Source organism: Prosthecobacter sp. (genome assembly GCF_046154365.1).
Classification (GTDB): domain Bacteria; phylum Verrucomicrobiota; class Verrucomicrobiia; order Verrucomicrobiales; family Verrucomicrobiaceae; genus Prosthecobacter.
In genome coordinates this window covers 1-26,317 of sequence record NZ_JBJXFV010000148.1, presented here as the reverse complement: position 1 = coordinate 26,317, position 26,317 = coordinate 1, and the positions used below count along the sequence as shown (strand labels likewise).

Here is a 26,317-nt window from a genome sequence, read left to right as displayed (position 1 = left end):
CAGGCTCCCTCTCCCCGGCGAGAGACTTGTTTTGCGTTTGGCTTTCTTTCCGGGGAGAGGGTCGGGGTGAGGGGCCAGATTTGCACCTGGGAATAGGGGCGTCATTATTGCTTAACGGCATTGAGGCTAAAGCCATACTCGCGCTCCGTTACTTGCGCCGCAGCCGCACCGTCCTCACATCCGCCAGTTCCTGCTTCAGCGCCCCTTCCGGCCGCATCAGCAGCGCTTGCACACCTGCTTTGAGCTTGATCGCTCCTGCTGACTGTTCTTTGAAGCTCTCATAACCACCCGTCGCCTGCACCACGCCCTTCACGCTCGCGTTCTCCACCTCGATCACATACGCATCCCCGGCGGACGCTTCATCTGCCGCCAAAGTCACCAGCACTTCATACTCGCCATCCGTCGGCACCTGAATCAACCACTCCGCCACATCCGTGTCGATGCGCCACGGCGCGAGCACGTTCAGCGACAAACGATATGCCAACTTCTGCCCGTAGGTCTTCGCCGCGCTCGCCGGGAGCAGCAGCGTGCCATCCGCATCGGCTTGGATGGCATTGCCGCCTTTCACATCCACCTGCATCAGCGTGTCCGCCGTCCAGGGCATCTTACGCGTCTTGGTCTGCTCACGCACCAGCGCCACTTGAGCGGCTTCAATCACGCTCGCTTCATTGCCCCAGGCATTGCGCACATAACTGAGCACCTCGGCCAGCTTCGTATCATCCAGCATGGGGTTCGCACCCTGGCCGGGCATGGCGAGATTCCACTTCTGCCGGTTCACCTCGATCTCGCCATACAAGCCGTGCAGTGCGATCCGGATGAGCCGCTCCGGCTCCCCCGTGGCCCACTCGCTCTCCGCCAATGGCGGTGCCACGTTAGGGATGCCATAACCCGTCGGCTGATGGCAAAGGCCGCACACCGTCTGATACACCGCCGCGCCACGCTCGATCTGCTTCTGCGCGGCATCGCTCAGCGGCTGCTTGCGTGTGGATGTCACCACGTTCTCCGCGCCCGGCCAGGTCAGGCACATCCGCAACCGCTGAACACGTTCACGCGCAGCGATCTCACGATTCGCGGCCAGTTCACTGAGAAATCTTGGTGCACCCACTACCGTCACGGGCTTGATCTGCCGTGGATCATTCGGCTGCGTCGCCAGGAAGCCATCCACCAGGGACTCTCGCTGCCACGACGAGGTTTCTTCAATTTTTGCCACCACCTCGCCATGCTGATCGTCCATGCAGATGAGCTGTGCGAGCAGTCGCAGCGTCTCGCGGCGATGCGCCGACTCTTTCTGCCAATCCGCACGCTTCAGCAGCAGGTCCAGCATCGCCGTCTCCGCGCCATGCAGGCCCGTCATCACCGCGATGCGGTTCAGATCATCTTCATGATGTGTCAAATGCTCAGCCAGCAGCGGCAGAGTCTTGCGATCCTCCTTCGCGCTGATCGCTAGTGCAGCATGCAGCTTTACGAGAGGATCTTCCTCTTGGTTCAGCAAGGAATAGAGCCGTCCTCTGCTGAAGCGGGCCACCGCCGCCCGCACTCGCACATCCTCATGAATGACGGCCATGACGAGGTGCTCTTCCTTCAAGGCCTTCAGACCATCCAATGTCCAAAGCGCATGCAACATCTGCATCGCCGGTGGATTCACCGTTTGAATTACTTTCTCCAGCAGCGGCACCGTTTCCTCGCCGCCACGCTCCACCAGCAGCCGCTGCGCCGCGTTTCGCTGCCAGCCATTCGCATGCCCCAGTGCTTCCACCAGCTCTGCTGTGCTCGCCTTGGACAGCTCTGGCCGCTTCCGCAGCGGCGTGCCATCATGCACGATCCGCCAGATGCGCCCGTGATTATTGCCTTCGTAGAGTTTGCGCTGCTCGATCTGCTTCGTCAGCCACGGCACGATGAAGATGACGTGTTCGATGATGCCGTGATACATGTCCGCCAGATAAAGCGCCCCATCAGGCCCCACGCGGGCATTCACCGGGCGGAAACGCTCGTCCGTGCTCGCGATCAGTTCCTGCTCGGGTGGAAAGAACCGTGTCGCTTGCGGGGCGATGCCCTTCGTGAGTTTCAACGTGCCCACCAAATGTCCCGCCGAGTCCGGCACGAAGACATTGCCGTGCATCTCCGGTGGGAGTTGATCACCGTCGTAATAGCAGGAGCCGGACACGATGGTGTAGGTGCGCAGGCGGCCATCATCGCGCAGTTCCAGGGCACCGAGCGTCACGGCGGGTGTCACGCGGATGGGAAAACACTCCGCCGCGTCCTTCGCCACGTTCACATTCACGCCGAAACTGCCGCGCCCGCCTCGCTGTGCGAGTTTCGCCAGGTTCGGATGCCGCAGGATCGCCTCTGCCGGGAGCAGATCCATGTGCATGGCGCTGTTTTCGTAGCAGGAGATGAAGCGGCCTGTTTCGTCAAAGCTCACGCCGAACTGCCCGCGATGCAGCGTCGGTTCGTCGATGAGTTTGCCGTCCTTCCACTGGTAGCGATGCGGCCAGTCCGCGCAGTGCAGCCAGTTGTCGATGCCGCGACGCAGTCCATTCGCCGTGTGCTGCGGATTCCCGCTCACGCCCATCGTGCCCACCTCGGTGCGCTGGTCACAGCGCAGATCACCATCCTTGTCCTCGCAGAACCACAGCTTCGGCGGCTCCTGGAGCAGGATACCGCCCTTCACGAAGGCGAAGCTGCGAGGCATGACGAGCTTGTCGAGAAACACCGTACTCTTGTCCGCCTTGCCATCGCCATCTGTGTCCTCCAGCACCACCACGCGGCAGATCGGATCGCCCTCGCCGCTGCCCTGCACATCCCGCATGTAGCCCTGATACTCCACCACCCAGATGCGCCCCTCGGGATCGAACTCAAAGAAGATCGGGCACTGCACCATCGGCTCACACGCCACCAGCTCCGCCCGATACCCCGGCGCCAGCTTGAAGGTCTTCGCTTCTTCCGCTGCCGAAAGCACCGGCGCAGGTGGCACCTGGATGCGCTTGAGCAGTTCTTCGCCCTTCTCCCAATCCGCCCAGCCCGTCAGCGCCGACGGGGGACGTGATCGCGGACGATCGGCCGGAACCGTGCCGGTTTGAGCGAAGACGGGGTGGGTGAGCAGGACAACGAGCAGCAAGGAGCGGAACGGCATGCAGGAACTACGCACCCAGTCGCGGCGGCCTTCCCTGGCCTCATCGTCACTCTTGATCATCTTGCCCTCGACATGGGATCATGTTGCCCTCGACATGGGATCATGTTGCCCTCGAGATGGGGGCATGTTGCCCACGAGATGGGATCATGTTGCCCTCGAGATGGGGGCATGTTGCCCTCGACATGGGGGCATGTTGCCCTCGAGATGGGGGCATGTTGCCCTCGAGATGGGGTCATGTTGCCCTCGAGATGGGGTCATGTTGCCCACGATATGGGATCATGTTGCCAACGATATGATGGCATAGTGCCCACGATATGGCGTCATGTTGCCCGCGATATGGGGTCAGATTCGGCAAAAATGAGCTCATTTTTGAGAAAAGGAGGCTGAATCCATCCCTTGTTGCGACTGGAGGCCGGGTTGTTGAGATTTCAGGCTCTTGGCCCGTCTGCTGCCGTCATGAGGGCTGTCTGCCTTCATGATGAGGAAACACCGCGAGAGATCAGAAGACCGCAGAGAAAACCACCGTCAGAATTCTCTGCGGCCTTCCAATATCTTCGGGTGAGAACTCGGTTCAGGTCCAATTCAGCGCCGCCGCTCCCGCCGGGTGCGACCCTGGGCATGATCTACCAGCCACGCGCGCGCAACACGCCGCCTTGGCCCCGTTTCTTCGCCGCATCCAAGCCAAGAATCACCGAATTTGTCTGGCATCCGAGCGGCCGATTGGCGAAACTCACGCACGGGTGCCGAAGCGCCCAGAGTTTGAACGTTACCCCTCACCACAAAGTGCCATGTCCAAACTACGACCGACGATCCATTGCTCATTACTGCTGTTCGCAACGGCCTTGTGCTCAACGTGCGCCACAACCTCAAAGCGGCAGGAAGTTGCGCTTAAGACCATGGGTGCGAGCAGAATGTATGGTGACGCGATTAGATTTGGAATCCTACCCACGGGGCGACCACCGCCGAATGGTGTCCGATTTGGAGAGTCCATCACTGAAGTTTCGCTTACCTCACAGCGAAAGTTGAAAGACTCCGATCTCCACGCTCTTGCCGATCTCCCGTCACTCCAGAAACTGGAGCTAGATCACACAAACATCACTGACCGCTCGACAGTTTTCTTGAAGAGTTGCCCACGCCTTCAGGTGCTCGGACTTCAACAGGTTAAGCTTACGGACGCATCGCTTCCTCACATCGCTAAACTCACCCAACTACGCGAGCTGAACCTGTGGGGAAGCCGGGTGACCTCAGATGGGCTTCGCTCGTTAGTCACCTTATATCATCTCGAGAAGCTTTGGCTTCATGACACGGGCGTCTCCGATGACGTTATCCCCATCTTATCAAGCTTCAGAAGTTTGAAAACGGTGGGATTGGGGGGCACGGAGGTTTCCCCCGTCGGCAAGCGAGAACTGCGCCGACTCCGCCCTGACATGACCATCTACCCCGATGACTCTAAGCCTGGCCAAACTAGCAATGCCATACTACCACCAGAGGGCTAAACGGATGCAGGCAACGGCTCGCATGGTATTTGCCGTGTCACCGCTGCTTCCCGCTCGCCGTCGCCTGATCCTTGACCGTTAGACCGCCGCCGCGTATGGACGATGTCACACACCTCTTTAGCACCTACCGAGAGTGCGCTCGGCATCTCTGGAACACCTACTTCCAGCCAGTCGTAGAGCCGACCCAGAATTGGGATATACGCGACGAGTTCGACACGGCAGCCCGCAGCATCTTCTCGTCTCTCGTCTTGCGCCCCCTCGGTGTGTTTGACCACGAGCTAGCACCAGAGTGGTCTCCGTCACCATTGCCGCTGCACGGTTTTTGCATCGTGCCTCTTGTGGAAGACGGCACACCCATATCCATCAATCGCGACATGCCACGCAGCGGTTATTGGGATCATCCGATTGCATTAATCCGGCCAAGTGAGGTCGAGTTGCACCTGCTGCGGTTCTTCGACTTTGATCAACTCGGCTGTCGCGAGTTTTGCTACTATGAAGTGGTAATTCACGCATCAGCGACGTATCCCGACCTTGTCGGTAGAGATGCACTCATTGAGGTCCGGAATGCGAGGGTTTTATTCACCAAGCCGGCGGCCTAGCAAAACGGATACAGACAACGGCGAATGCATCAATATGCAATAGCTCTCAAGCCCCAAGCTTGAGAACAAATGAAGGCTTGTCGTTGAAGGGCTTTTCTGATAACCATTCCTGTTGCATGAGCTTTCGTCTGATAATTCATAAAGTCAGCCTCGCGTTGGCGGTGGTTATTCCATCGGGTCTTGTGAACGCTCATACCGATCCAAGAGGCGAGGTGTGTCCATTGGTTCGGGTGGATGATGGCTGTTTCGTCATCTACACGTGGCAATATGATTCGGACCATAGTTATTCACCTATACGCCGGACGATCTACACGCCTGATGGACGAATTCAGGTTACATCGGAAGTGGTGACAGATCCCAAGATTCTTGAAAGTCTGAAGTCAAACGAGCCTCTGCCTAGTGTGGGCGCAATACAACCGAAGGAGAGGATTGAATTGGACCCCGAAGATGAAAATTCTTCCAAGAACCAAAAAGAAACGCGCACTGACCAATTCGTCAACGAATCCCGGGTGACTCACCAAGGATTCTACCTTTCTGTCTGGCAGGAGAACCAGATGAAAAGAACCCTGCTGCCTTTGAAAAGCGAAGGTGCCACAGGGCTTGAGTCTACGCTCGTTCGAGAAAAAGAGCTTGGTTTAGCCTGGGGGAAATTGTCTCCAAAGTTCAATGGCAGTGACCGGAATCTTGAGCTGATGTTTGCATGGCTTGAGAGACCCACCGTTAAGACCATCTGTGAGCTTTCTCTTGGGGAATGTGCCACGATCTACGATTTTGCCGTGACTTCCAACATGCTCTGGGTTGGAGACCGTGTGTGGATGGCCTGGGTGCGCAAAGCCAAGGACTATGACAACCTGCCACCCACAAAACAATGGGTCACAGTGTTGGCCAGTATTGATCCCTCTGCAGGAACTGTGAAGGAGGAACTTCTGGATGCACAAAGTCATTGGAACGCTCATCTCTCGATGAACGTGTGCGGTAATTGGCTTTGCCTCGCGTGGCACTGTTCGAAAGATGGCACTTATCCTGGCGATGCTCAGATTGTGAAGGAGTTTCGCAAGTTGAAATAGGGGTGTTGGCAGCGTACTCACCGATAGAATGTCTGCCTTCGCGTCCATGGGGTGGAACCCTATCAGATCCGGCCTCGCACTGGAGGCTACTTGGCCGGGCGCACGCGGACAAACGCGATGCGCGTGCTGACCACGCCGCCGCCGGGTGGCACTGACACACCGAGGCAGTGGACGGTGCCGGGAGGAGAGAGGAGGGCATCGCCGCGCCATTCTTCGAACTCGTGTTTCGCGCCGGGATAGCGTTCATGGCCGCTGGCGGCGATTTTGAGGGTCTCCTCCAGGCCGGGTTCGATGGGTTTGGCGGTGGAGTGCTTGAGGTGGATGCTCAGACTGGCGCTGTGGCCGGATTCCTCGGCCACCTCGACCTCGAATTGCAGTCCGACGGGCAGTGTCTCCAGCGCGGTGGGGCGCATGCGGAAGGGGCCCTCGGCTTCCGGGGGATCGAACTCGGTGGCGGTCATGTACTCCTCCGTCACTTGCAGGGTGCCACGAGTGGAGCCTTGCAGGCGCAGCAGGGCGTGGGACTGCAGTTTGGCGGTGCCTTGCCTGAGGCGCTGCTGGGTGAAGGCGGTGAAATCATCGGTCGTCACCGCCTGCCAGTCCTCGGCGTCGCTCGCCGGGATCTCGAAGATCAGGGCTTCGATCTCGAAGTCGGGCGTGGGGTTCTTTGTTGCGACTGTGGTGCCATTCGCAGGCTGATGGGTGAACAAAAGCACCGTGTCATGCTCCGGCAGATCGCCGCCGGACACCACGGCGGGAATGCTGGCGACGGCACAGAGGCGGGTGCCGGGGGAGACGAAGCCCGTGGCGGCGCTGTTGAGTGACAGCGTCCGAAAGCGCGGCTCCCACATGATGGCCTGCGGCACATCCCGCGCGAGTTTCCACTCCGTGCGGGCGGGTGGTGCCAAGTCCTGCCTGAGATCCATGCCTGCGCCGTCCAGCTCCACACGGGTGCCGACCGGCCTCATCTCCCACGCGGAGGGAATGCTGGGCATCTCCGTGGGGTAAACATGCTGGCGCGCGCTGACCAGCGTCCGCCTGACGCCTGATTTTTCGTTCGCCGACAGCACGCAGGTCTGCACCCGCGCTGCGCCGCGCTTCACCCGCGCCACCAGTTCACGCAGCAGCTTTTCATCCTGCTCCGGCTGGCGTGCGGCGAGCAAAGCCTGCGCCGCACCGCTGTCGAGAGAGATGCCGAGGAGCAGCCTGCATGGCGGCTGGAGAGACGACCGTACCGACGGCACGAAGGGCCCCGACGGAACAAAGGGGTCCGCAGGAGCGAAGGGATCTGAAGCTGGCTGCGGCTGGAGCGCAGGCTTGAGCCCGCCCTGTAGCTGCTGCATCACCGTGACATTCAGCCAGCGTCCTTGGCGCTGCGCACCCCAAGTCTGATCCGGCGGCGGCAGCATGGCGACGAGATGCGGTGAATCATCGTGGAAAGCGACCTCCGCGATGATCTCCTGCTCAAAACGATCATACCAGTCCATCCAACCGTGGATGGCCTTGCCGGTGGGCTTGTTGTTCTCACGGTCATAAACATGCAGCCACGAGGTGGGCCACTTCACGGCCAGCGGAGCACGCTGCGCGAAGCTGCTGTTAAACATGACCTCTGCAGCGGCGACCTGAAACTCCAGCCGGGTGCCAGACAGCACTGTTTCAAAGCTGGCGGGCAGTTGATACAGCAGGTCGTAGTTCGTATCCATCTCCGAAGGCAGCCACGACTCGGAGCCAGCATGCGCCTTGATCCGCACATCCGGTGTGGCGGCACTGATCAGACTGGAGACGACGCTCACACTCCCGCCGCCGACGGCATCCTGAAGCCGCTTCACCACCGCCGCATCACTCGTCGCTCCATCGAGCAGCCACCCGATCATTGCCATCTCAGGCACACGATAAATCGTCTGCCGGATCACTGAGGCCGGGCGGCTTTCGCCGCCGCCTTGTACAAAGACGACCAGCCGTGTGTTCTCGCTGCCCGCAGGCAGAAAACTGGCGAGCAAGCGCTCGTCCTTCGATGGCAGAACCTCGCCCTGCCAGCGCACGCGCTCAAAGCGCGGCAACGTCACGCCGTGCTTGTAACGCTCCGCACCCGTCGCAGCGGTGGCGTAGGCCATCGGCAGCATCTGCGGCGGCTGGAGATCATGCGTCAGGGCGATGCGCAGCCGCGCCGCGTCCGAATCATCCGCAGCCAGCTTCTGCACGCGCACTTCCGTGCCGATGAACTCCTGGATGGTATTCTTCGCGACGGCACCGTCGCCATTTTCCGCAAAGTCCCATTCCTTGACAATGCCACGCTCTTGACCGGCCCGCAGGACGTTTTCCCCGCCTTCCTTCGCCACTCCTGTCAACTGCGCCAGCGTGCGTGCCTGCAAGCGCTCACGCAGCGCTGTTTTGCTCGTGACGTTGGCCATTTCGCGCTGCCAGTCGCTTTCCTTCACGGTCGTGATCGTGACGACGACCTTGTTTGCGGCATCCTGTGCGCTGGCTCCCGGCCAACAGCCGACGATGACGAAGAACATGATCCCAACCAGCAAGCGCGTGTGCATGCTGCTTGTTTACCCGAGCTACAGGTCACAAGGCAATGTGAAACGCCACCGCCCTCGCTTTTCCGAGCCTTTTCGTTTATCTGACGTCACTCATGCCCGCCAAGAAGAAAGCCAACGCCAAGCCGCTCACCGGTACCGCTCTCATCAAAGAGGTGTGCCGCCGTATCCGCGTGGCGCGGAGCTACTGGGACGCGCACAACAATCGTGCCTGCCGGGGCGAGCGTGAGAAGGCGATGGCGCTCTACGAGTCGCTGAGCGAGGCGGAACGCGAGAAGGTGCCGCAGGTGCTGCGCGTGTGGCTGCGCTACCGCAGCGAGAAATACTTCGGCGAGGGCCGGAACGGCGGTTGATAGTTGGTGGGTTGATAGTTGATGGTCTCAGCATCAATCTACGCTGTTTCACCCAGCAGGCGGATGCCACATCCTCCGTATCAGGCCATCAACCATCGACTCTCAACCATCAACTCCCGCGCAGCGGCTCAAAGACGGCCTGCATCCCCGGAATCGCTTCCGCACCGGCTACGACTTCCCGCAGCTCATGGCGGCCAGTCCGGCGCTGACGGCGTTCGTGAAACCGAATGCGCATGGCGATGACAGCATCGACTTCGCCGATCCACAGGCGGTGAAAGCGTTGAATCAGGCGCTGCTGAAGCAAGCGTATGGTTTGCAGCACTGGAACATCCCGCCGGGCTATCTCTGCCCGCCGATTCCGGGACGCAGTGATTACATCCATCATCTGGCGGATCTGGTTTCGTTGCGGCGTGGCCCCGAAGTGCGCGTGCTGGACATCGGCACGGGCGCGAACTGCATTTATCCGCTGATTGGCGCGAGCGAGTATGGCTGGAGCTTCGTTGGAGCGGAGATGGATGCCGTGGCGCTGCGTTGGGCGAAGAAGATCGTTGCGGCGAATCCGAGCGTCGCAGGCCTGATCGACTGCCGGCTGCAAAAGTCGGCGATGCAGTGCTTTCACGGCATCATCCAGCCGGGCGAGCACTTTGACCTGACGATGTGCAATCCGCCGTTTCATGCTTCGGCAGCGGAAGCAGCGGCGGGTACGCAACGCAAGCTGCGCAATCTCGGCGTGAAGCAGGACGTACTGAATTTTGGCGGCAAAGCGGGCGAGTTGTGGTGCGAAGGAGGCGAGCCGGCCTTCATCCGCCGCATGATCGAGGAGAGCGTGGCCTTTGCGCAGCGCTGCGGCTGGTTCACGACGCTCGTTTCCAAAAGCGAGCATCTCCCTCGCCTCGAAAAGGCGCTGAGACAGATGAAAGCCGTCGAAGTGCGGATCATTGACATGGCGCAGGGCCAGAAGAAGAGCCGCATCCTGGCGTGGACGTTTCTCTCGCCTGAGGAACAGAGTGCATGGCGGCGGAGTTGGACGAGATTCCGCTGACTTGATCCCTGCCTTGCCAAAACCTCAACGTGCGTATGTCATGAACGATGAAACTTCGCCTCGATTTGCTGCGGCACCTGACCACGGAAGACGTGATGGAGGAGGCGGTGGCGACGGTTCACCGTTTCAAACCCGAGCCGCTTTTTTCCATAACTGGGACTGGCAGTCTGTCATCCGCATCAATGCAGGAACGTGCGCGTGAGGAGGCGCTGGACTCCCTGCGCGTGCGCGGTTGCCACCGCAAAGCACCGTTCCTATTCTTTAAGGAAGTGCTGAACAATGCCAAACCGCTGAGATTCATCTCGCAGTTCTCGCGCAGGTATTCGATGCGGCGGAGAGCGCGGATGGTTTCGTCATCGAGCTAGGAGTGGATGAGGCCGTGCACCTGATACTGCACGATGGTCTGTGTGGAGACGCCAGTGATCTTGGCGATGATGTTCAGCGTGTAGGCTTGCGGCGTGGCGTCGTTCATGTCAGGCGCGTGGGTGGAAGGTGGCGGCGCTGCGCAACTGCTCCCACAAGGCGCGTTCGGCAGCGCTGAGCGTGGTGGGCAGCACGAGATGGAGGATCACGAAAAAATCGCCGCGCTCGCCGGTCTTGCCTTTTGGCAGGCCGCGACCGCGCACGCGGAGCTTTTGGTGGTGCTCTGCACCGGCAGGGATGCGCAGCTTGATGGAGCCATCCAGCGTGGGCACCACGACCTCCGCCCCGAGCACGGCCTCCCATGGCGCGACATCGAGCTCGTGATTCACATCCGCCTCGTGGGTGGTGAAGTCGGGATGCGAGGCGTGGCGCACGCGCAGGTAGAGATCGCCCGCAGCGCCGCTGCTGCTGCCGGGTTCGCCCTGGCCGGGCACGCGGATGCGGCGGCCATCGGTGGCTCCAGGCGGAATGCGCACTTCAAAGGAGTGCGTTTGCACCGCGCCGGTCTGACGATTCGCTGTTTGCAGTGAGATCGGCCGCTGCGTGCCATGCATCGCTTCTTCCAGCGTGACGAGGATGTCGCCCTCGATGTCATGACCGCGGCGCGTGCGACTTCTGCCCGCGCCGGTGGGAATGCCGTCATCAAACCCCTGCGGGAAGCCGTAGCGGCTGCCGCCGCTGAAGTACTGCTCGAAGAAATCGCTGAACCCGGTGCCGCCGAAGTGAACGTCCTGCGCGTGGGCGGCGGAAGCCTGAGGTTCCTGCCAGTTGGCACCGAGCGTGTCATACTTTTTGCGCTTCTCGGGATCGCCGAGCACTTCGTTGGCCTCGTTGATCTCCTTGAACTTCGCCTCGGCGGTCTTTTTGTCCTTCGCGGTGTCGGGATGGTATTTGCGGGCCAGCTTGCGAAAGGCTTTCTTGATGTCGTCAGGGCTGGCATCACGCGGGACTCCGAGCGTGGCGTAGTAATCTTTGAACTGGGCAGGCATGACGTGAGTATGGACGGGCTTGGATCAATACGAGCATGCATTCACCGAAATGACGTGTCGATGCGATGGTGCGCGCATTCCTTGCCGGCATGCGTCACGGCCAGAGCGCCAGAATCGCCGCCCCGCCGAGCAATGCCGCGCCCAGGCCGATGAGGGCTGGCTTGATGAAGGCACGGGCACCGAGGACGGCGACCAAGCCCATCTTGAAGACGACATTGGCCATGCCGCCGAGGAGGATCATGCGCCATGCGGTGGTGGTGTCGAGGTTGGCGGTGCTGACGAGGCGTGAGGTGGACAGCGTGATGGCGTCCATGTCCGTGAGACCTGAGATGGCGGCGGCAACGTAGAGGCCGGAGTCGCCAAAATGCTCGCGTGCGGCGGCGACGATAAGCAACACCACGGCGTAGAGCAGGCCGAAGACGACGGCGCTCTTGAGTTCGGACGGCGGTTGTTCATCCACGGCATGCTGCCCTTGTTTTTCTGAGAGGCGGTGGGTGATGGCCGCGACGAGGCCAAACCAGAACATCATCGCGATCAGCGGTGGCAGCATGGCTTCAAGATGGGCAGGTGCGGCGATGGCGACCTCGACGATCACCCGGACAAAGACGATGGCGGAGGCGATCAATGTGATGGCCGCGAGGCTGATGCCACAGGCACCGGCCACACGGCTGCGCCGCGCGAGACTGGCCGTGGTGGCGGTGCTGGAGATCAACCCGCCCAAGATGCCCGCGAGCGCTGCGCCCTTCGTGCCACCCATGAATTTACCGGTGAGGTAGGCGGCGAGACTGATGCCGACGATCAGCACGACCATGAGCCAGATGGCAAAGGGATTGAGCACGCCGAGGTAACCCATCTCGCGATTGGGCAGCGCCGGCAGAATGACCAGCCCGGCGAGCACGAGGCGCGCGATCTCACGCAGATCGTGCTCGCCGATGCGGCGGACCATGTTGTGGAGCGGTTTTTTGCTTTGCAGCAGCACCATGACCGTGCCCGCGATGATGACGGCGATGAGACGCTCGCCGTGCATGGTGATGATGCCGGTGGTGAACATGACCAGCATCGCCATCTCCGTGGTGAGGCCGGAATCGGACTCCTTGCCTTTCATTTCGGCCAGATTGCCAAGGATGACGATGCTCACGAACGCGATGAGTGCCGCAGCGATCACCCAACCGCCGTAAATGAGGCCTAGCAGGCCGCTCAGCGCGCCAAACAACGACAGCAGGGCAAAGGTGCGGATGCCAGCGACGCGGTTCTGCACCCACTCACGCTGCAAACCCACCAGCAGCCCCAAGCCGAGCGCCGTGGCGAGTGATTGGAGCAGTTCCGCTGTGTCTGGCAGCGAGGTGGGTATGGATGATGTCGGCACTGTCATTATCAACGCCATGAAATCACGGATTGTTTACCGCAAAGGGGCGGAGGAGCAGAGTTCGCAGAGAATGAATGCAAAAACTCTGCGGCCTCTGCCCCTTGGTGCCTCTGCGTTGAATCCGTGTGCGTGTGGTTACCAAGCAGGAAGAAAGCCGTTCATGTGTGCTTGCCTCCGCCCGCATTCTGTCCATAGAAACAGCCCCCAACCATGTCCATCTGGAACTACGCCAACCCGCAGCTCAAAGACCTCGTCGCTTACGAACCCGGCAAGCCCATCGAAGATGTGGCGCGTGAACGCGGCTTGAAGCCGGAGGACATCATCAAGCTGGCGTCGAATGAAAATCCGCTCGGCCCGTCGCCGAAAGCCATCGTGGCGATGCAGGAGGCGGTGAAGGAGGTCCACATCTATCCTGACGGCGCTTCCTGGAAGCTGCGCAACGCCCTCGCGGAAAAATTTGGCCTCGAAATGGGCAACATCATCGTCGGCAGCGGCAGCAATGAGATCATCGAGTTCATCGGTCATGCCTTCCTCAAGCCCGGCGACAACATCATCACCGCCGAGCATGCTTTCCTCGTGTACAAGCTGATGGCGAAGGTGTTCGGAGCCGACACCATCGAAGTGCCTGATCCCGGCTATGTCCACGATCTCGATGCGATGGCTGCCGCGATCACACCGCAGGCCAAGGAGGTCTTCATCGCCAACCCGAACAATCCCACCGGCACACTCGTCACGCAGGAGCAGATCGACCGTTTCATGGCGAAGGTGCCCGATCACGTCGTCGTCGTGTTCGACGAGGCCTACTACGAGTTCCTCGACAATCCGCCCGACACGCTCAAATACGTCCGTGAGGGTCGCAACGTGGTCGTCCTGCGCACCTTCTCGAAGATCCAGGGCCTCGCGGGTACTCGCGTCGGCTACGGCATCGCGAACAAGGAACTCATCGACGTGCTGCAACGCACGCGTCAGCCCTTCAACCTCAATTCCATCGCCCAGGCCGGTGCGCTGGCCGGTTTGCTCGATCAGGAGCACCAGGACAAAACCAAACGTATCACCGACGAAGGCCGCACGTATTTGCAGGCTCAGTTCGCTGCCATGGGACTCGAATACATCCCGAGCTACGCCAACTTCGTCCTCGTCAAAGTCGGTGACGGCAATGCCGTCTTCAAAGGGATGATGGACCAAGGCATCATCGTCCGCGCCATGGCCGCCTACAAGCTCCCCGAATGGGTGCGCATCTCCATCGGCACCATGCCGCAGAACGTGCGCTGTATCGAGGTGCTGAAAGACGTGTTGGGGAAGTAGAGGCTTGTCAGCCACCCATGAGCAGCTAGAATCATCCATGCTTTCCTGGGCTGACATCTGCGCGGACAAGTCTTTGCAGGACTTGCCGTACAAAATTGAAACCAACCGTTTTGATCAAATCATCATGAGTCCCGCATCTGCCTGGCACAGAGATTATCAGGGCGAAATCGGCTTCACCTTGAAACGGCTGCTGCCGGGCGGTCGCATCCTTGCCGAGGCGGCGATTCAAACCACAGACGGCATCAAGGTGGCCGATGTGGCGTGGATCAGCCGTGAACGGTTCACGCCGCACCGTCGTGCGGTGAGTCTCCCCATCGCACCTGAAATTTGCGTTGAGGTTACGTCGCCGGGCAATCGTCGTTATGAAATGCTCACCAAGATGCAGCTCTATTTTGCGCAAGGAGCGCAGGAGGTCTGGCTGTGTGATGAGGATGGCAGGCTGGAGTTCTTCCTCCACGATGTGTCGGAGCCGGTGGCGCAATCCCGGCTCTGCCCGGATTTTCCGACGCGGATTGAGTGGGAGTGAGCTGTCGGCGATGGCAACGCCATCTTCAAAGCCATGATGGACCAAGGCATCATCGTCCGCGCCATGGCCGCCTATAAGCTGCCGGAGTGGGTGCGCATCTCCATCGGTACCATGCCGCAGAATGTGCGCTGCATTGAGGTGCTGAAGGGTGTGCTGGGGAAGTGATTTCGGTTTGGTTGACACCCTGCCGTGCGGCCCTATTTTCGCCGCATGACGACCCTTACCTTCAAAGTTTCCAATGCAGACGCGCAGCGGCTGCGTCAAAGAGCACGTGCCGCCAAGACGTCGCTGTCAGAGTTGCTGCGGCAGCGGGTGCTTGAGAAGAGGGCGACCACTGGCAAGATCAAGCTGCGTCGTTGCCCGATCACCGGAGCTGACATTTTCGTCCCGGAGCCAGGACTGCCTGCCCTTACGACCGATACGGTGCGCGACATGCTGGCTGAATTTCCATGACCTACCTGCTGGATGTGAATGTGCTGGTCGCATGGGGTTGGAGCGACCATGTGGATCATCAGCGGGCAGCAAACTGGATCGCTGCCATCAAAGCAGGTGGCGCGGACACGCTGCTGACATCCGCCATTCCCCAGCTTGGCTTTGTGCGAGTTTCCGTACAACGCAGTGCTGGCAAGGTGACACCCGCAGTGGCTGGAAGAGTGCTGAAGGGCATGCTGCAAAAGCTTGGCACACAGCATCAGTTCATCGCGGACGACCACGAATCGTCGCAATGGCCGTCCTGGTGCAAGGCCGCCTCACGCACCACGGACGCGCATCTGTTAGCGCTGGCGAAAGCGCACAACGCCGACCTCGCGACACTGGACGCCAACATCCCCGGAGCCTTTCTGCTGCCTTGAGCAGCCCGGCGCTGGCTATGACGAGCCCCCCAGCGTCACTACCTGCGGCCGTTTCTCCACGTTGCCATGCACGTCCTCGGCGATGGCTTCGAGCTTGAGTGCGGCGGTGTCTTTGAGACGGACCTCCCATTCGGCGTGATTGGGCGTCAGCACTTCGACAGCGGTGCCGTTCACGATGACGGCCTTGATGGTGTCATGTGCTTTCATGGTTGGTGTTGCTAACGTCTGCGGGCGCAATGGTTTACCCCAAGGGGAGGTATTATTGCGCTCTGCGCCGCCTGCGGATGGCGAGAACATCCCGCGCCATGCGGAACGAATCACGGATGAGATGAACGTGACCGCCGGGGATTTCGAACCAGGAGATGGGGATTTCCTGGAAGGGGCAGCCGCTGTCGTGCAAGGCGGCGAGGAGTTCGACATCGAAGGCGAAGCCGTGGATGCGCAGGGCAGGGGCGATGCGCGTGTAAGCGCTGCGGGGGACGAACTTGAGGCCGCACTGGCTGTCGTGGATGCGGATGTGCAACAACGTGGAGACCAGAGAGCCGAAGACATGGCCGATGAAGCGGCGCTGCCATTGGCGATGCACCTGCTGGCCGAACTGCCCCATGCGCGAGGCGAACAACGCGGTGTGCGGTGTCGGTTGCTCGCGGGCGAGCTGGATGAGCCGAACGACTTCGCTGGCGGAACAGGAGCCGTCGGCATCCACGAAGGCGAGCCAGTCGGCGTGCGATTCTTGATCCCAGCCGGCATAGACGGCGCCGCCTTTGCCGAGATTGGCGGGCAGGAACAAGGGATCGAGCAGATGCGTGTGCTGCTGGCACAACGGGGAGAGAATGGCGCGCATGCGGGCGACTTCGGCGGCATCGGAGCCGTCTTCGACGACGCGGATGGTCACGCCGCCGAGTGCATGTGTCACCTCACACAGTTCCGCGAGGAAGGGGCCGATGCGTCCGCTCTCCTGATAGCAGGGGATGATGAGATGGACGGTGGCGGGCATGAGGAAAAATGACGAAGGCCGAAATCAGAATGACGAATGAATGAGCAGGGCGAGAGTGCTGGATGTTTGGCAGAAAGAGGGTGCGGTAAAAGACAAATCACATTCTCAGGGGTGACTTTTGCGGGGTGGCAGCGGTCTGGAGTTGCGGAGGGAGCCGGGCGTGTCTTTGTCATCACGCACCCAACCATGCGTTTTCCGCATCTTTTATCTGCTTCCCTGCTGTTGATGGCGTTGTCCGCATGCAGTTCCACGAATCGCCTGCTCAAGGCGCGGCCGGTTGGGCTGTCGCCGTTTTTTGAGCAGCCGTGGCTGGCGCAGGATGCGCGGGAGCAGCTCGGCTTTCAGAAAGTGTGGACCACGCCGGACCGGCAGGTGCTGGTGGCGGGGGGGGCGAAGCGGAAGCTGTACATCGCGCCGGTGACGCTGGCGTATCTGCGGCCGGTGAACCGGGCGCTGGCCCATCAAGAGATCGTTCACGGCGGGGTGCAACGTCAGGAGCAGGCGGTGGCCCAGCGTTTGCGGGAGGAATTCATCGCCGCCTTTCGCCGTTCGCCGGGGCCGCTGTATCGGATCGTGGAGCGACCGGGGAAGGACACGCTGACGTTGCAAATGGCGCTCATCGAACTCAATCCCACCAGCCCGAAGGGCAATGCGGTGATGACAATATTGAAACTGGCCGTCACGCCGGTGGCAGCCCTGGCGGGCTGGTTTACCAAGGGCAACATGGCCATTGAAGGCAAGATGGTGGATTCCCAGTCACACCGCACCTTTTTCCAGTTTGCCGACAACGAGTCCGACAAGCTCACCTTCATCAGCATGCGCGATTACCAGCCCTACGGCCACGCCGTGAACACGATGCGCGACTGGGCGGTGCATTTTGAGGAGATGACGCGCAGCCCACGTGGCTGGAAGGTGCGGGATGCGAGTTCGATCACGTTGCGGCCGAATTGAGAAGGGAGGTCAAGGCTTGGTCAAGAGGTCAATGGTCAAGGTGGTCAAGGTGGTCAAGAGAAGCGTGGAAGACCTTTTCCTGTTCGCTTCGTTGATTGATCCGAGAAAATCTGTGTGATCTGTGGGCAACCAATCTGGAGTTGTGATGCTTGATGCTGCGAAGTGAGCCAAGCGGTCGAGGACGAGTAGGAGTAGGAGGACGAGTAGGATTGCCAATCCTCGGCGTGCTGATGCCCGCCGCTACGTGCGCACCTGACCGCTGCCATCGACGAGATACTTGTAGCTGCACAGTTCGGCGAGGCCCATGGGGCCGCGGGCGTGGAGTTTGTCGGTGGAGATGCCGATTTCGGCACCGAAGCCGAATTCGCCGCCGTCGTTGAAGCGGGTGCTGGCGTTGTGGAGGACGACGGCGCTATCGACTTCGTGCTGGAAGCGTTCGGCGGCGGCGCGATCACGCGTGATGATGCTGTCGGTGTGGTGGGAGCCGTAGCGGTTGATGTGGGCGATGGCTTCGTCCAAACCGCTGACGGTTTTGGCGGCGAGGATGAGGTCGAGGTATTCGGTGGTCCAATCCTCCTCGGTGGCGGCTTTGGCGGGCACGCCGAGGTGCTGCAAGGCGGTGGCATCGCCGCGAATCTCGACTTTGGCTGCGGCGAGACGTTGACCAATGAGCGGGTAGAAGCTGGTGGCGATGTCCTGATGGATGAGGATGGTTTCGAGGGCGTTGCAGACGCCGGGCTTCTGGCACTTGGAGTTGACGATGATGTCGGCGGCCATCTGTGGATCGGCATCGGCGTGGACATAGACGTGGCAGACGCCGTCGTAGTGCTTGATGACGGGCATGCGTGCGCAGGCGACGACTTTTTCGATTAAACCTTTGCCACCGCGTGGAATGATGAGGTCGAGGTATTGATCCATCTTCGCCATGTGCTCGACGCTGGCGCGGTCGGTGAAGGGGATGAGCTGGATGCTGTCGGGAGGGAGGCCGGCGCGTTCGCCACCAGCTTGCAATGCGGCGGCGAGGGCGCGGTTGCTGTCGATGGCCTCGCTACCACCACGGAGGATGGTGGCGTTGCCGGTTTTGAAGCACAAGGAGGCGGCGTCGGTGGTGACGTTGGGCCGTGACTCAAAGATGATGCCGATGACGCCGATGGGGACGCGGACTTTGCGGATGTGGAGGCCGTTCGGGCGGGTCCAATCGGTGAGTTTTTCGCCGACAGGATCGGGGAGCAGCGCGACTTCGCGCACGGCATCGGCGACGGCTTTCAAACGTTTCGGATCGAGCGTGAGGCGGTCGATCATGGCCTTGTTGAGGCCGTTTTGCTCCGCCCGGGCAAGATCGAGGGCGTTGGCGGCGAGGATGGTGTCCTGGCAGGCAGATATCTCATCAGCCATCGCATGCAGGATGGTGTTTTTCTGCAAAGTGGAGAGTTTGACGAGGGCGTAGGAGGCGGCACGGGCACGGCGGCCCATGTCGAGAATGGCGGACTGGATTTCGGAATCGGTCATTGCGGGGAATTATTTGGAGGACACGGCCCCTTCGGGAATTTGCACGTCTTTGCCGAGGAGATGGCGGTCGAGGAAGTTACGCATGTGTTCGATGAGCGGGCCGCTGAAAAAGACGTGGCCGCCATTGGTGCCGGTGAGGAGGGTGGCGGGGATTTTAGCAGCATCGAGAGCGGCATCAAACTCGATGGCCTGCGCGTAGGGGACGATGTTATCCTTGTCGCCGTGGATGAGGAGGAAGGGAGCGTCGTCGTGGGTGATGTAGGTCACCGGCGAGGCGTTGCGGCCGATGCTTTGTTTGTCTTTGAGAGGGCCGCCGATGAGCTTAGCGAGGGCGCCCTTGGGATCGTCGGGATCGATGACGCTGCCGTTGCCGCCGAAGGTGAGGAAGTTCGAGGGGCCGCAGAAGTCGAGCACACAGGTGACGCGGCTGCCTTGATCGAGGTGCTTGCCGAGTGCGCCTTCCAGCTCTTTCACGCCGCCGCTGACGCCGAGCAGGCTGACGAGATGCCCGCCGGCGGAGATGCCGAAGACGGCGATCTTGTCGGGATCGATCTGGTTCGCCGCCGCATGGGCACGCAGGGCGCGGATGGCGGCCTTGCAGTCATGAAGCTGCGCGGGCCAGGTGGCTTCGTTGGTGAGGCGGTAGTTGATGCTGGCTCCGGCATAGGGCCGGTCTTTGATGAGGTTGAACAAGACCCCCGCCTGATCCTTGCTGCCGCCTTCCCAGCCGCCACCATGAATATACACCACCAGCGGGCGCGGCTTGGTGGTCTTCGTCTCGGGCAGGTAGAGGTCGAGCATCTGGCGTTTGTTGCCAGCGCCGACGTAGTCGAGATCTGCCAGTTTCTGATAACCTGCGGGCACTGGTTGGCACTGGGCCAGGACAGGGAGGGTGAGGGCGATGAGTAAGGGAAGACGCATGATGGCTCGTCATAAGCCGGAAAAATAGGCAAAACAAGAGCCGTGCGAACCTTGCAAAGCAGGGTGGTTGTCACCTTGACGCATGCTTAACTAGAACATACTATCGGGACGATGAAATTCACCCCCCTCGCCCGCCTGCCGGTCTTTCTGGCATGTGCGGTTTCATTCCTATCCCTGACGACTTCATCCCCTGGCATCTGGCCTTTTTCTAGCAAGAAGAAGGACAAGATCGCACCGATGGCCAGCGAACGTGAGGTGCAGGAAAGCGCCGCGGCCGGCATGCTCGCGGATGCCCAGGCCGCCCACAACGACGGCAATTCCGGACGGGCCCAGGGTTTGTACCAGGCCATCATGAAGCAGTACCCCTTCACCAAGAGTGCTGCGGAGGCATCCTTTCAAGATGCCCTCATCATCCGCCATGTGGGCAAGATGGATGATGCCTTTGACGCGTTTCAAGCATTCATCCAAGCCTATCCTGACAGCCCCCGTTTCAGCGATGCCGTCGAAAAGCAGTATGAAATCGCCGAAGAAGCGAAAGGTGGCAAAAAACAGCGCAGCCTGCTGCTGCTGCCGATGAAGATGAACGCCACCGATGTGATCGGGTTTTACGAGAAGATCATCAAGAACGCCCCCTTCGGCAAATACGCCCCGCTGGCGCAGTTCAGCATCGCTGAAATCCAGCAGGACATGAAGGAGAAGGACAAAGCCATCGCCGCCTATCAGAAGGTGGTGGAGAATTATCCCAATACCTCCCAGGCGGCCGAGGCTCAGTTCCGCATCGGCTCCATCAGCAACATCGCCGCCCAGCGCAGCGAGGACGCCTCCAACCTGCTCGCCGCACGCGATGCATTGCGCACTTACATTGCTTCCAATCCAGGCGGTGAGCGCAAGCAGGAGACGGAGCAGATTCTCCATGCGGTGAACACGGCGGAGGCCAATCAATCTCTCACTGTGGCGAAGTTCTACCAGCGCATTGGCAAGACCAAGGCGGCGGCGATTTACCTCAATGAAGCGCTCAAGTTCGGCTCTCCCGAAGTTTCCGCCGAGGCGCGTACGCGGCTGGCTGAGCTTGCCGCTGAAGATCCCGATGGCGTGGCGGATGCGCGGAAAGGCCCCGGCCAGGATTACACGGCACTGACGGCGCAGAATTTGAAATCACGCCCTGAGTACGTCGGCCCGCTGGCGCCGGAACTGGCCCGGTTGAGCCAGAAACCGAAGATGCGCACCGGCGATGACGGCTTCATGCCCATCCCGCTGCAGGAACCGACGCTGCCGCTGCGCCCGGGGGCCGCCACACCTGGGGCGGGTTCGTTGCTGCCGCCGGTACCGGAGACGGAAAAACCTGCACTACTGCCGGTGCCACCCGTCCCGAATGCACCGATGATCCCGCCTGCGCCAGCTTCGGGCAACAAATTGCCGGTTCCGCCACCGCCCACGGTGAAGCCTGCGTCATAATTCTTGCACGGCCAAGGCAGCACGCCATGCTGGCAGACACTTCTCAAACCCTATTTGGATGAAACAGATTTCCCTTTTTCTGGCCTCCCTATGCCTCCTGCTCTCCGGTTGCGCAGGCTACAGTCTTGGTGGTCAAAAGCCAGCCCACCTGCGCAACATCACCAAGATCGCCGTGCCGACCTTTGAAAACCTCACGCTGGAGCCCCGTCTCGCCGTGTTGGTGACGAATGCGATCATCAAGCAACTGCAAAACCACGGCTCGTATCAGATCGTGGCCAGACGAGATGCCGAGGCGGTGCTGGAGGGACAAATTCAAAACATCACCCGCACCCAATTTCGCTCGGATCGTAACAACATCCTGCGCACCTCGCAGATTCAGGCGACCCTTAACACCAGTTACGTTATCAAGGATGCAGCGTCGGGAGTCGTTCTTCACAATGGTAACGCCACGGCGGAATCCTACATCATTCTTGACTCCAATCTGCAACTTTCGGAAACCCAGTTGCTCGAAGACGCCGCCCAGCGTCTCGCGTACAATCTGACGGATCAAATTTCGGAGGGTTGGTAACCGCCTGTCCGTTCTCATGCCGTCGGAGCAGGATTTACCCCCAGAGCATGTCGAGAGCGAAGCAGATGTGCGATTCGAGTTGGAGCCGGTGGTCTCAACGGGCCGCCTCCCGCCCGGCCTGCATCTCGTCGCCACGCCCATCGGCAACATGCGTGACATCACCCAGCGTGCGCTCGACACGCTGAAGGTCGCTGATCTCGTCGCCTGTGAGGACACGCGGCATTCTGGCATGCTGCTCAAACATCATGACATCCGTGCGCGGCTCATCAGCCTGAACGAGCACAACGAAGCGCAGCGCATCCCGCAGTTGCTCGAACACATCCGCCAAGGGGGCAGCGTGGCGCTGATTTCCGATGCCGGTATGCCCACGGTTTCCGATCCGGGGCAGCGGCTCGTCGGTGCCACCGTCGCCGCAGGCCTGCATGTGGAGAGCATTCCTGGACCCAGCGCCGTGCTCACGGCGCTCGCTGCTTCAGGACTGCCGACGACACCATTCTACTTCGGCGGCTTCCTGCCTCATAAAAAGGGTGCACGCGCCACCGTGCTGACGGCCGCTACGCTGCGTGACTGCACCAGCATCTTCTTCGAAAGCCCCTATCGCCTCGTCGATACGCTCGCCATCCTTGCGGAAATCGCGCCGCAGCAGCGTGTGGTGGTCGCCCGTGAATTGACCAAAAAATTCGAGGAATTCCAGCGTGGCACGGCAGGCATCTTGCTATCTCACTATCAATCCAAAACGCCCAAGGGCGAAATCACCCTTCTCATCGCACCTGTTGACCCACCCAAGTGGCTCACTTGGTAATTTTTTAACTACGCACACTCATGGAAGCCCTCGCCAACTGCGCCGTCCTCAACACCACCGACAGTCTCAAGCTCTCGATCACCAATCACCTGCGGTTCACCCTGGGTGCCTACATTGAAACCGCCAGCGAGAACGACTGGTTCGTCGCCACCTCCCTTGCGGTGCGCGACCGCGTCATGGAGCGCGCCACGCAGTCGCGTCGCCAGCATCGTTCGCAGGGCGTGCGCCGTGTGCATTACCTCTCGCTCGAATACCTCATGGGCCGCTTGTTGGAGAACAACCTGCGCAACTCCGGCATCTATGATGCCACGAAACAGGCGCTGGCCGAGATGGGCAAGGATCTCGACGTGCTGGTGCAGAAAGAGCCCGACATGGGCCTCGGCAACGGCGGCCTTGGCCGTCTCGCCGCGTGCTTCATGGACTCGCTCAGCACCATGGACCTGCCCGCCATTGGCTACGGCATCCATTATGAATTCGGCTTGTTCCGTCAGGAGTTCGTGAATGGCAAGCAGGTTGAGCATCCCGACGCCTGGATGCGCGACGGCAGTCCATGGAAGATCGCCCGGCCATCTTACCGCCAGACCGTGCATCTTTATGGCAAGGTCATTCAAAAGTTCGACGAATTCGGCCAGCCGCACCACGAATGGATCGAAACGAAGTGCCTCCTCGGCCTGCCATGGGACATTCCCATCGTTGGTTACGACAGCAGCACCGTGAACGTGCTGCGGCTCTGGCAGGCGCAGGCGGATGAAGACTTCAACTTCAAGGTCTTCAACGAAGGCAGTTACGTCGAAGCGCTGCGTGAAAAAGCCATCGCTGAAACGGTCTCTAAAGTGCTCTATCCGAATGATGCCACCGAGAGCGGCAAGGAGCTGCGCCTCGTGCAGCAGTACTTTTTCGTCGCCTGCTCGCTGGCTGACATCGTGCGTCGTTTCAAAGGCGGCTATGACCTGCCATGGAGCGAATTTCCCTCCAAGGCCGCTGTCCAGCTCAACGACACACATCCTGCCGTCGCCATACCCGAACTCATGCGCATCCTCGTCGATGACGAGAAGCTCGAGTGGAGCCAGGCCTGGGACATCTGCCAGCAAACCTTCTCCTACACCAACCACACGTTGCTGCCCGAGGCGCTCGAAACCTGGAGCGCCGCGCTCTTTGAGCGTGTGCTGCCGCGGCATCTCCAGATCATCTATGAGATCAATCATCGCTTCCTAAGCGGAGACGTGGAGGCACGATGGCCTGGCGATGCGGAAAAGAAGCGTAGCCTCTCCCTCATCGAGGAGCGTGGTGGCAAGCATGTGCGCATGGCACATCTCTCCGTTCTCGGCAGCCACGCTACCAACGGTGTCGCCGCTTTGCACACACGGCTGCTCTGCGAGCGTCTTTTCCCTGACTTCTTCGAGCTGTATCCCGACCGCTTCCTCAATCTCACCAATGGCGTCACGTTCCGGCGCTGGCTCGATGTCTGCAATCCGCAGCTTTCCTCGCTCATCACCGAATCCATCGGCGAAGGCTGGCTGAAGGACTCCACGAAACTGAAGGCCCTCGACCGCTTTGCCGACGACGCTTCGTTCCGCGAGCGCTTCCATCAGATCAAACGTGGGCACAAGGTGACACTCGCCAAGATCATTCAGGACACCTGCGGCGTCAGCGTCAGCCCGGATGCGCTCTTCGATGTGCAGATTAAGCGCCTGCATGAGTACAAGCGCCAGCACCTCAATCTGCTGCACATCGTCAGCCTCTACCGCAAGATCATCGCCAATCCGCAGATCGACATGACGCCGCGTGTCTTCATCTTCGGTGCGAAGGCTGCGCCGGGTTATTACCTCGCGAAGAACATCATTCACGCCATCAACGCTCTTGCCGCCAAGGTGAATCACGATCCGCGTGTCGATGGCAAGCTGAAGGTCATCTACATCCCCAACTATGGCGTCTCTCTCGCCGAGCGCATCATTCCTGCCGCCGATCTCTCCGAGCAAATCTCCACCGCTGGCAAGGAAGCCTCCGGCACCGGCAACATGAAGCTCGCCCTCAACGGTGCGCTCACCATCGGCACACTGGACGGTGCGAACGTCGAAATCCTCGAAGAAGTCGGCCCGGACAACATCTTCATCTTCGGTCTCACCGTCGAGGAGGTCACTGAACTCTACGCCAAGGGCTACAACCCATGGGATTTCTACCACGCCAGCGAAGATCTGCGCCTCAGCATCGACTGGCTGGCCTCCGATTACTTCACTGGCAACCAGGACGAGTTCAAACCACTGCGCGACAGCCTGCTCTCACACGGCGATCCATTCCTCGTCATGGCCGACTACGACAGTTACGCCGCCTCCCAGGCCGAAGTGGACAAAGCCTATCGTGATCAGCCGCGCTGGCAGAAAATGGCCATTCACAACACCGCCCGTGTCGGCAAATTCAGCAGCGACCGCACCATCCTCGAATACGCGAAACATGTGTGGAAGCTGCCGCAGGTCGGCATCTGAAGCGGCTTAAACCGTCAGGCACTCATGCACCGCTTGCGCCGCGCGTGCATAAGCGCCGCCACTGCCGAGCGTTGCCACCACGTCCGCCAGTTCCTGCTGCATCTGCTGCCGTTTGGACTCGCTGTTCAGCAACTCGAGTGTTGCCACGGCAAGTGTCGCTGAATTGAGGTTTCCTTGCACCAGTTCCCTCACCACTTCGCGCTTCGCGAGGATGTTGATGATGCCGAGGTGCTTGATGCGCACCACCAGCTTGCCGATGACGAACGTGGGCCAGCTCACGTTGTAGATCAGCGTGTAGGGCAGGCCAAAGCAGGCGGCTTCGAGCGTGGCGGTGCCGGAGGCCACGGCACCAGCTTCCGCACGCTGCATGAGGTCATAGACGGTGCCAGCCTCGATCCAGCGCTTCGCTTCGGGCATGCCGTGTTCGTCCGCCATGTTGCGCATGAAACCGGCGAGCGTCTCGTTCGCCGCCGAGACGGCGAAGCGTGTGTTAGGCAGCGTCTGTTTGATCGCCTTCGCAGCATCCATCATGATCGGAAACAAGCGGCGCACTTCATTGAGTCGGCTGCCAGGGAACCAGCCGACGAGGCCCGGCTCGCGCTTCCAGTCACGCTTCAACGTGACCACGCGGTCCACCATTGGATGCCCGCTGAACTCGGTGCGCAGGCCGCTCTTTTCATAGAAGTCCTTCTCGAAGGGGAAGATGCAGATCATGAGGTCGAGCACCTTCGCCATCGTCTTCACGCGGCCTTTCTTCCACGCCCACACCTGCGGGCTGATGTAATAGAGAATGCGTCCCTTGTAACCGCCCGTGCGCAATGCGTTCGCCAGCCGCAGATTGAAGCCGGGATAATCCACGAGGATCACCGCATCCGGCTTTTGTTGCAGCATCGAGTCGAGCACGGCATTCATCTTCTCTTTGAAGTAGCCGTACATCT

24 protein-coding genes are annotated in these 26,317 nt (G+C 60.4%); 15 read left to right on the top strand and 9 right to left on the bottom strand.

Annotation, left to right across the window (positions count from 1 at the left end; genetic code table 11):
* Positions 1-148: 148 nt before the first annotated feature.
* Complete coding sequence (locus ACKVY0_RS18745) at positions 149-3,193, bottom strand: c-type cytochrome (RefSeq protein ID WP_409216361.1); 3,045 nt, start codon at positions 3,191-3,193, stop codon at positions 149-151.
* A 1,531-nt stretch (positions 3,194-4,724) separates the two neighbouring features.
* On the opposite strand from ACKVY0_RS18745, the gene ACKVY0_RS18740 reads away from it, so the two are divergent.
* Positions 4,725-5,228, top strand: a complete 504-nt coding sequence (locus ACKVY0_RS18740; protein ID WP_409216360.1) for a hypothetical protein — start codon at positions 4,725-4,727, stop codon at positions 5,226-5,228.
* Between the two features lie 116 nt (positions 5,229-5,344).
* Entirely contained in the window at positions 5,345-6,295 is a 951-nt protein-coding gene (locus ACKVY0_RS18735) for a hypothetical protein (RefSeq protein WP_409216359.1), read from the top strand.
* 86 nt (positions 6,296-6,381) lie between these two features.
* On the opposite strand, the gene ACKVY0_RS18730 is transcribed toward ACKVY0_RS18735, so the two are convergent.
* Entirely contained in the window at positions 6,382-8,841 is a 2,460-nt protein-coding gene (locus ACKVY0_RS18730) for a hypothetical protein (RefSeq protein WP_409216358.1), read from the bottom strand.
* Between the two features lie 92 nt (positions 8,842-8,933).
* On the opposite strand from ACKVY0_RS18730, the gene ACKVY0_RS18725 reads away from it, so the two are divergent.
* From ACKVY0_RS18725 to ACKVY0_RS18715, 3 genes are all read left to right on the top strand, one after another.
* Positions 8,934-9,191, top strand: a complete 258-nt coding sequence (locus ACKVY0_RS18725; protein WP_409216357.1) for a Precorrin-3B methylase — start codon at positions 8,934-8,936, stop codon at positions 9,189-9,191.
* Positions 9,192-9,285: 94 nt separating this feature from the next.
* Positions 9,286-10,233 (top strand): 23S rRNA (adenine(1618)-N(6))-methyltransferase RlmF, encoded by a 948-nt coding sequence (gene rlmF, locus ACKVY0_RS18720; RefSeq protein WP_409216362.1) that lies wholly within the window; start codon positions 9,286-9,288, stop codon positions 10,231-10,233.
* Positions 10,234-10,280: 47 nt separating this feature from the next.
* Complete coding sequence (locus ACKVY0_RS18715) at positions 10,281-10,598, top strand: hypothetical protein (protein WP_409216356.1); 318 nt, start codon at positions 10,281-10,283, stop codon at positions 10,596-10,598.
* A gap of 108 nt (positions 10,599-10,706) precedes the next feature.
* Here the strand turns inward: ACKVY0_RS18715 and ACKVY0_RS18710 are convergent, their stop codons facing one another.
* Entirely contained in the window at positions 10,707-11,645 is a 939-nt protein-coding gene (locus ACKVY0_RS18710; RefSeq protein ID WP_409216355.1) for a DnaJ C-terminal domain-containing protein, read from the bottom strand.
* Between the two features lie 94 nt (positions 11,646-11,739).
* Positions 11,740-13,017, bottom strand: coding sequence for an MgtC/SapB family protein (locus ACKVY0_RS18705; RefSeq protein WP_409216354.1), 1,278 nt, complete (start codon positions 13,015-13,017; stop codon positions 11,740-11,742).
* A 204-nt stretch (positions 13,018-13,221) separates the two neighbouring features.
* Here ACKVY0_RS18705 and hisC point away from each other — a divergent pair, with 204 nt between their 5' ends.
* The 5 genes from hisC to ACKVY0_RS18680 all read left to right on the top strand — a co-directional run bounded on the left by hisC (position 13,222) and on the right by ACKVY0_RS18680 (position 15,693).
* On the top strand, positions 13,222-14,316 hold the full coding sequence (gene hisC / locus ACKVY0_RS18700; RefSeq protein WP_409216353.1) for a histidinol-phosphate transaminase: 1,095 nt from the start codon (positions 13,222-13,224) through the stop codon (positions 14,314-14,316).
* Between the two features lie 124 nt (positions 14,317-14,440).
* Positions 14,441-14,842: a Uma2 family endonuclease gene (locus ACKVY0_RS18695; protein ID WP_409216352.1), complete on the top strand. Its 402-nt coding sequence runs from the start codon at positions 14,441-14,443 to the stop codon at positions 14,840-14,842.
* Between the two features lie 33 nt (positions 14,843-14,875).
* Entirely contained in the window at positions 14,876-15,007 is a 132-nt protein-coding gene (locus ACKVY0_RS18690) for a hypothetical protein (RefSeq protein WP_409216351.1), read from the top strand.
* Positions 15,008-15,052: 45 nt separating this feature from the next.
* Positions 15,053-15,295: a plasmid mobilization protein gene (locus ACKVY0_RS18685; protein WP_409216350.1), complete on the top strand. Its 243-nt coding sequence runs from the start codon at positions 15,053-15,055 to the stop codon at positions 15,293-15,295.
* On the top strand, positions 15,292-15,693 hold the full coding sequence (locus ACKVY0_RS18680; protein ID WP_409216349.1) for a TA system VapC family ribonuclease toxin: 402 nt from the start codon (positions 15,292-15,294) through the stop codon (positions 15,691-15,693). Before ACKVY0_RS18685 ends, ACKVY0_RS18680 begins: the two co-directional genes overlap by 4 nt.
* A 15-nt stretch (positions 15,694-15,708) precedes the next feature.
* On the opposite strand, the gene ACKVY0_RS18675 is transcribed toward ACKVY0_RS18680, so the two are convergent.
* Positions 15,709-15,900, bottom strand: coding sequence for a hypothetical protein (locus tag ACKVY0_RS18675; RefSeq protein WP_409216348.1), 192 nt, complete (start codon positions 15,898-15,900; stop codon positions 15,709-15,711).
* A 52-nt stretch (positions 15,901-15,952) separates the two neighbouring features.
* The gene (locus ACKVY0_RS18670) at positions 15,953-16,690 is read right to left on the bottom strand and encodes a glycosyltransferase (RefSeq protein WP_409216347.1); all 738 of its coding nucleotides are present in this window, start codon (positions 16,688-16,690) and stop codon (positions 15,953-15,955) included.
* A 186-nt stretch (positions 16,691-16,876) separates the two neighbouring features.
* Between ACKVY0_RS18670 and ACKVY0_RS18665 the strand changes: the two genes are divergently transcribed.
* The gene (locus ACKVY0_RS18665; protein WP_409216346.1) at positions 16,877-17,641 is read left to right on the top strand and encodes a DUF3313 family protein; all 765 of its coding nucleotides are present in this window, start codon (positions 16,877-16,879) and stop codon (positions 17,639-17,641) included.
* A gap of 240 nt (positions 17,642-17,881) precedes the next feature.
* Here ACKVY0_RS18665 and ACKVY0_RS18660 read toward each other — a convergent pair whose 3' ends face one another.
* On the bottom strand, positions 17,882-19,150 hold the full coding sequence (locus ACKVY0_RS18660) for a glutamate-5-semialdehyde dehydrogenase (protein ID WP_409216345.1): 1,269 nt from the start codon (positions 19,148-19,150) through the stop codon (positions 17,882-17,884).
* Between the two features lie 9 nt (positions 19,151-19,159).
* Complete coding sequence (locus ACKVY0_RS18655; protein WP_409216344.1) at positions 19,160-20,071, bottom strand: alpha/beta hydrolase fold domain-containing protein; 912 nt, start codon at positions 20,069-20,071, stop codon at positions 19,160-19,162.
* 111 nt (positions 20,072-20,182) lie between these two features.
* On the opposite strand from ACKVY0_RS18655, the gene ACKVY0_RS18650 reads away from it, so the two are divergent.
* From ACKVY0_RS18650 to ACKVY0_RS18635, 4 genes are read left to right on the top strand one after another with little or no spacing between them, the layout of a single operon-like run.
* Positions 20,183-21,526: a tetratricopeptide repeat protein gene (locus tag ACKVY0_RS18650; RefSeq protein WP_409216343.1), complete on the top strand. Its 1,344-nt coding sequence runs from the start codon at positions 20,183-20,185 to the stop codon at positions 21,524-21,526.
* A gap of 58 nt (positions 21,527-21,584) precedes the next feature.
* Entirely contained in the window at positions 21,585-22,094 is a 510-nt protein-coding gene (gene lptE / locus ACKVY0_RS18645; RefSeq protein ID WP_409216342.1) for an LPS assembly lipoprotein LptE, read from the top strand.
* 16 nt (positions 22,095-22,110) lie between these two features.
* A complete protein-coding gene (rsmI, locus tag ACKVY0_RS18640; RefSeq protein ID WP_409216341.1) occupies positions 22,111-22,896 on the top strand; it encodes a 16S rRNA (cytidine(1402)-2'-O)-methyltransferase in 786 nt (261 codons plus the stop codon).
* 20 nt (positions 22,897-22,916) lie between these two features.
* Positions 22,917-25,379 (top strand): glycogen/starch/alpha-glucan phosphorylase, encoded by a 2,463-nt coding sequence (locus ACKVY0_RS18635; protein WP_409216340.1) that lies wholly within the window; start codon positions 22,917-22,919, stop codon positions 25,377-25,379.
* 6 nt (positions 25,380-25,385) lie between these two features.
* On the opposite strand, the gene lpxB is transcribed toward ACKVY0_RS18635, so the two are convergent.
* Positions 25,386-26,317 (bottom strand): lipid-A-disaccharide synthase (lpxB, locus tag ACKVY0_RS18630; RefSeq protein WP_409216339.1); only part of this gene is annotated, 932 nt, incomplete at its 5' end.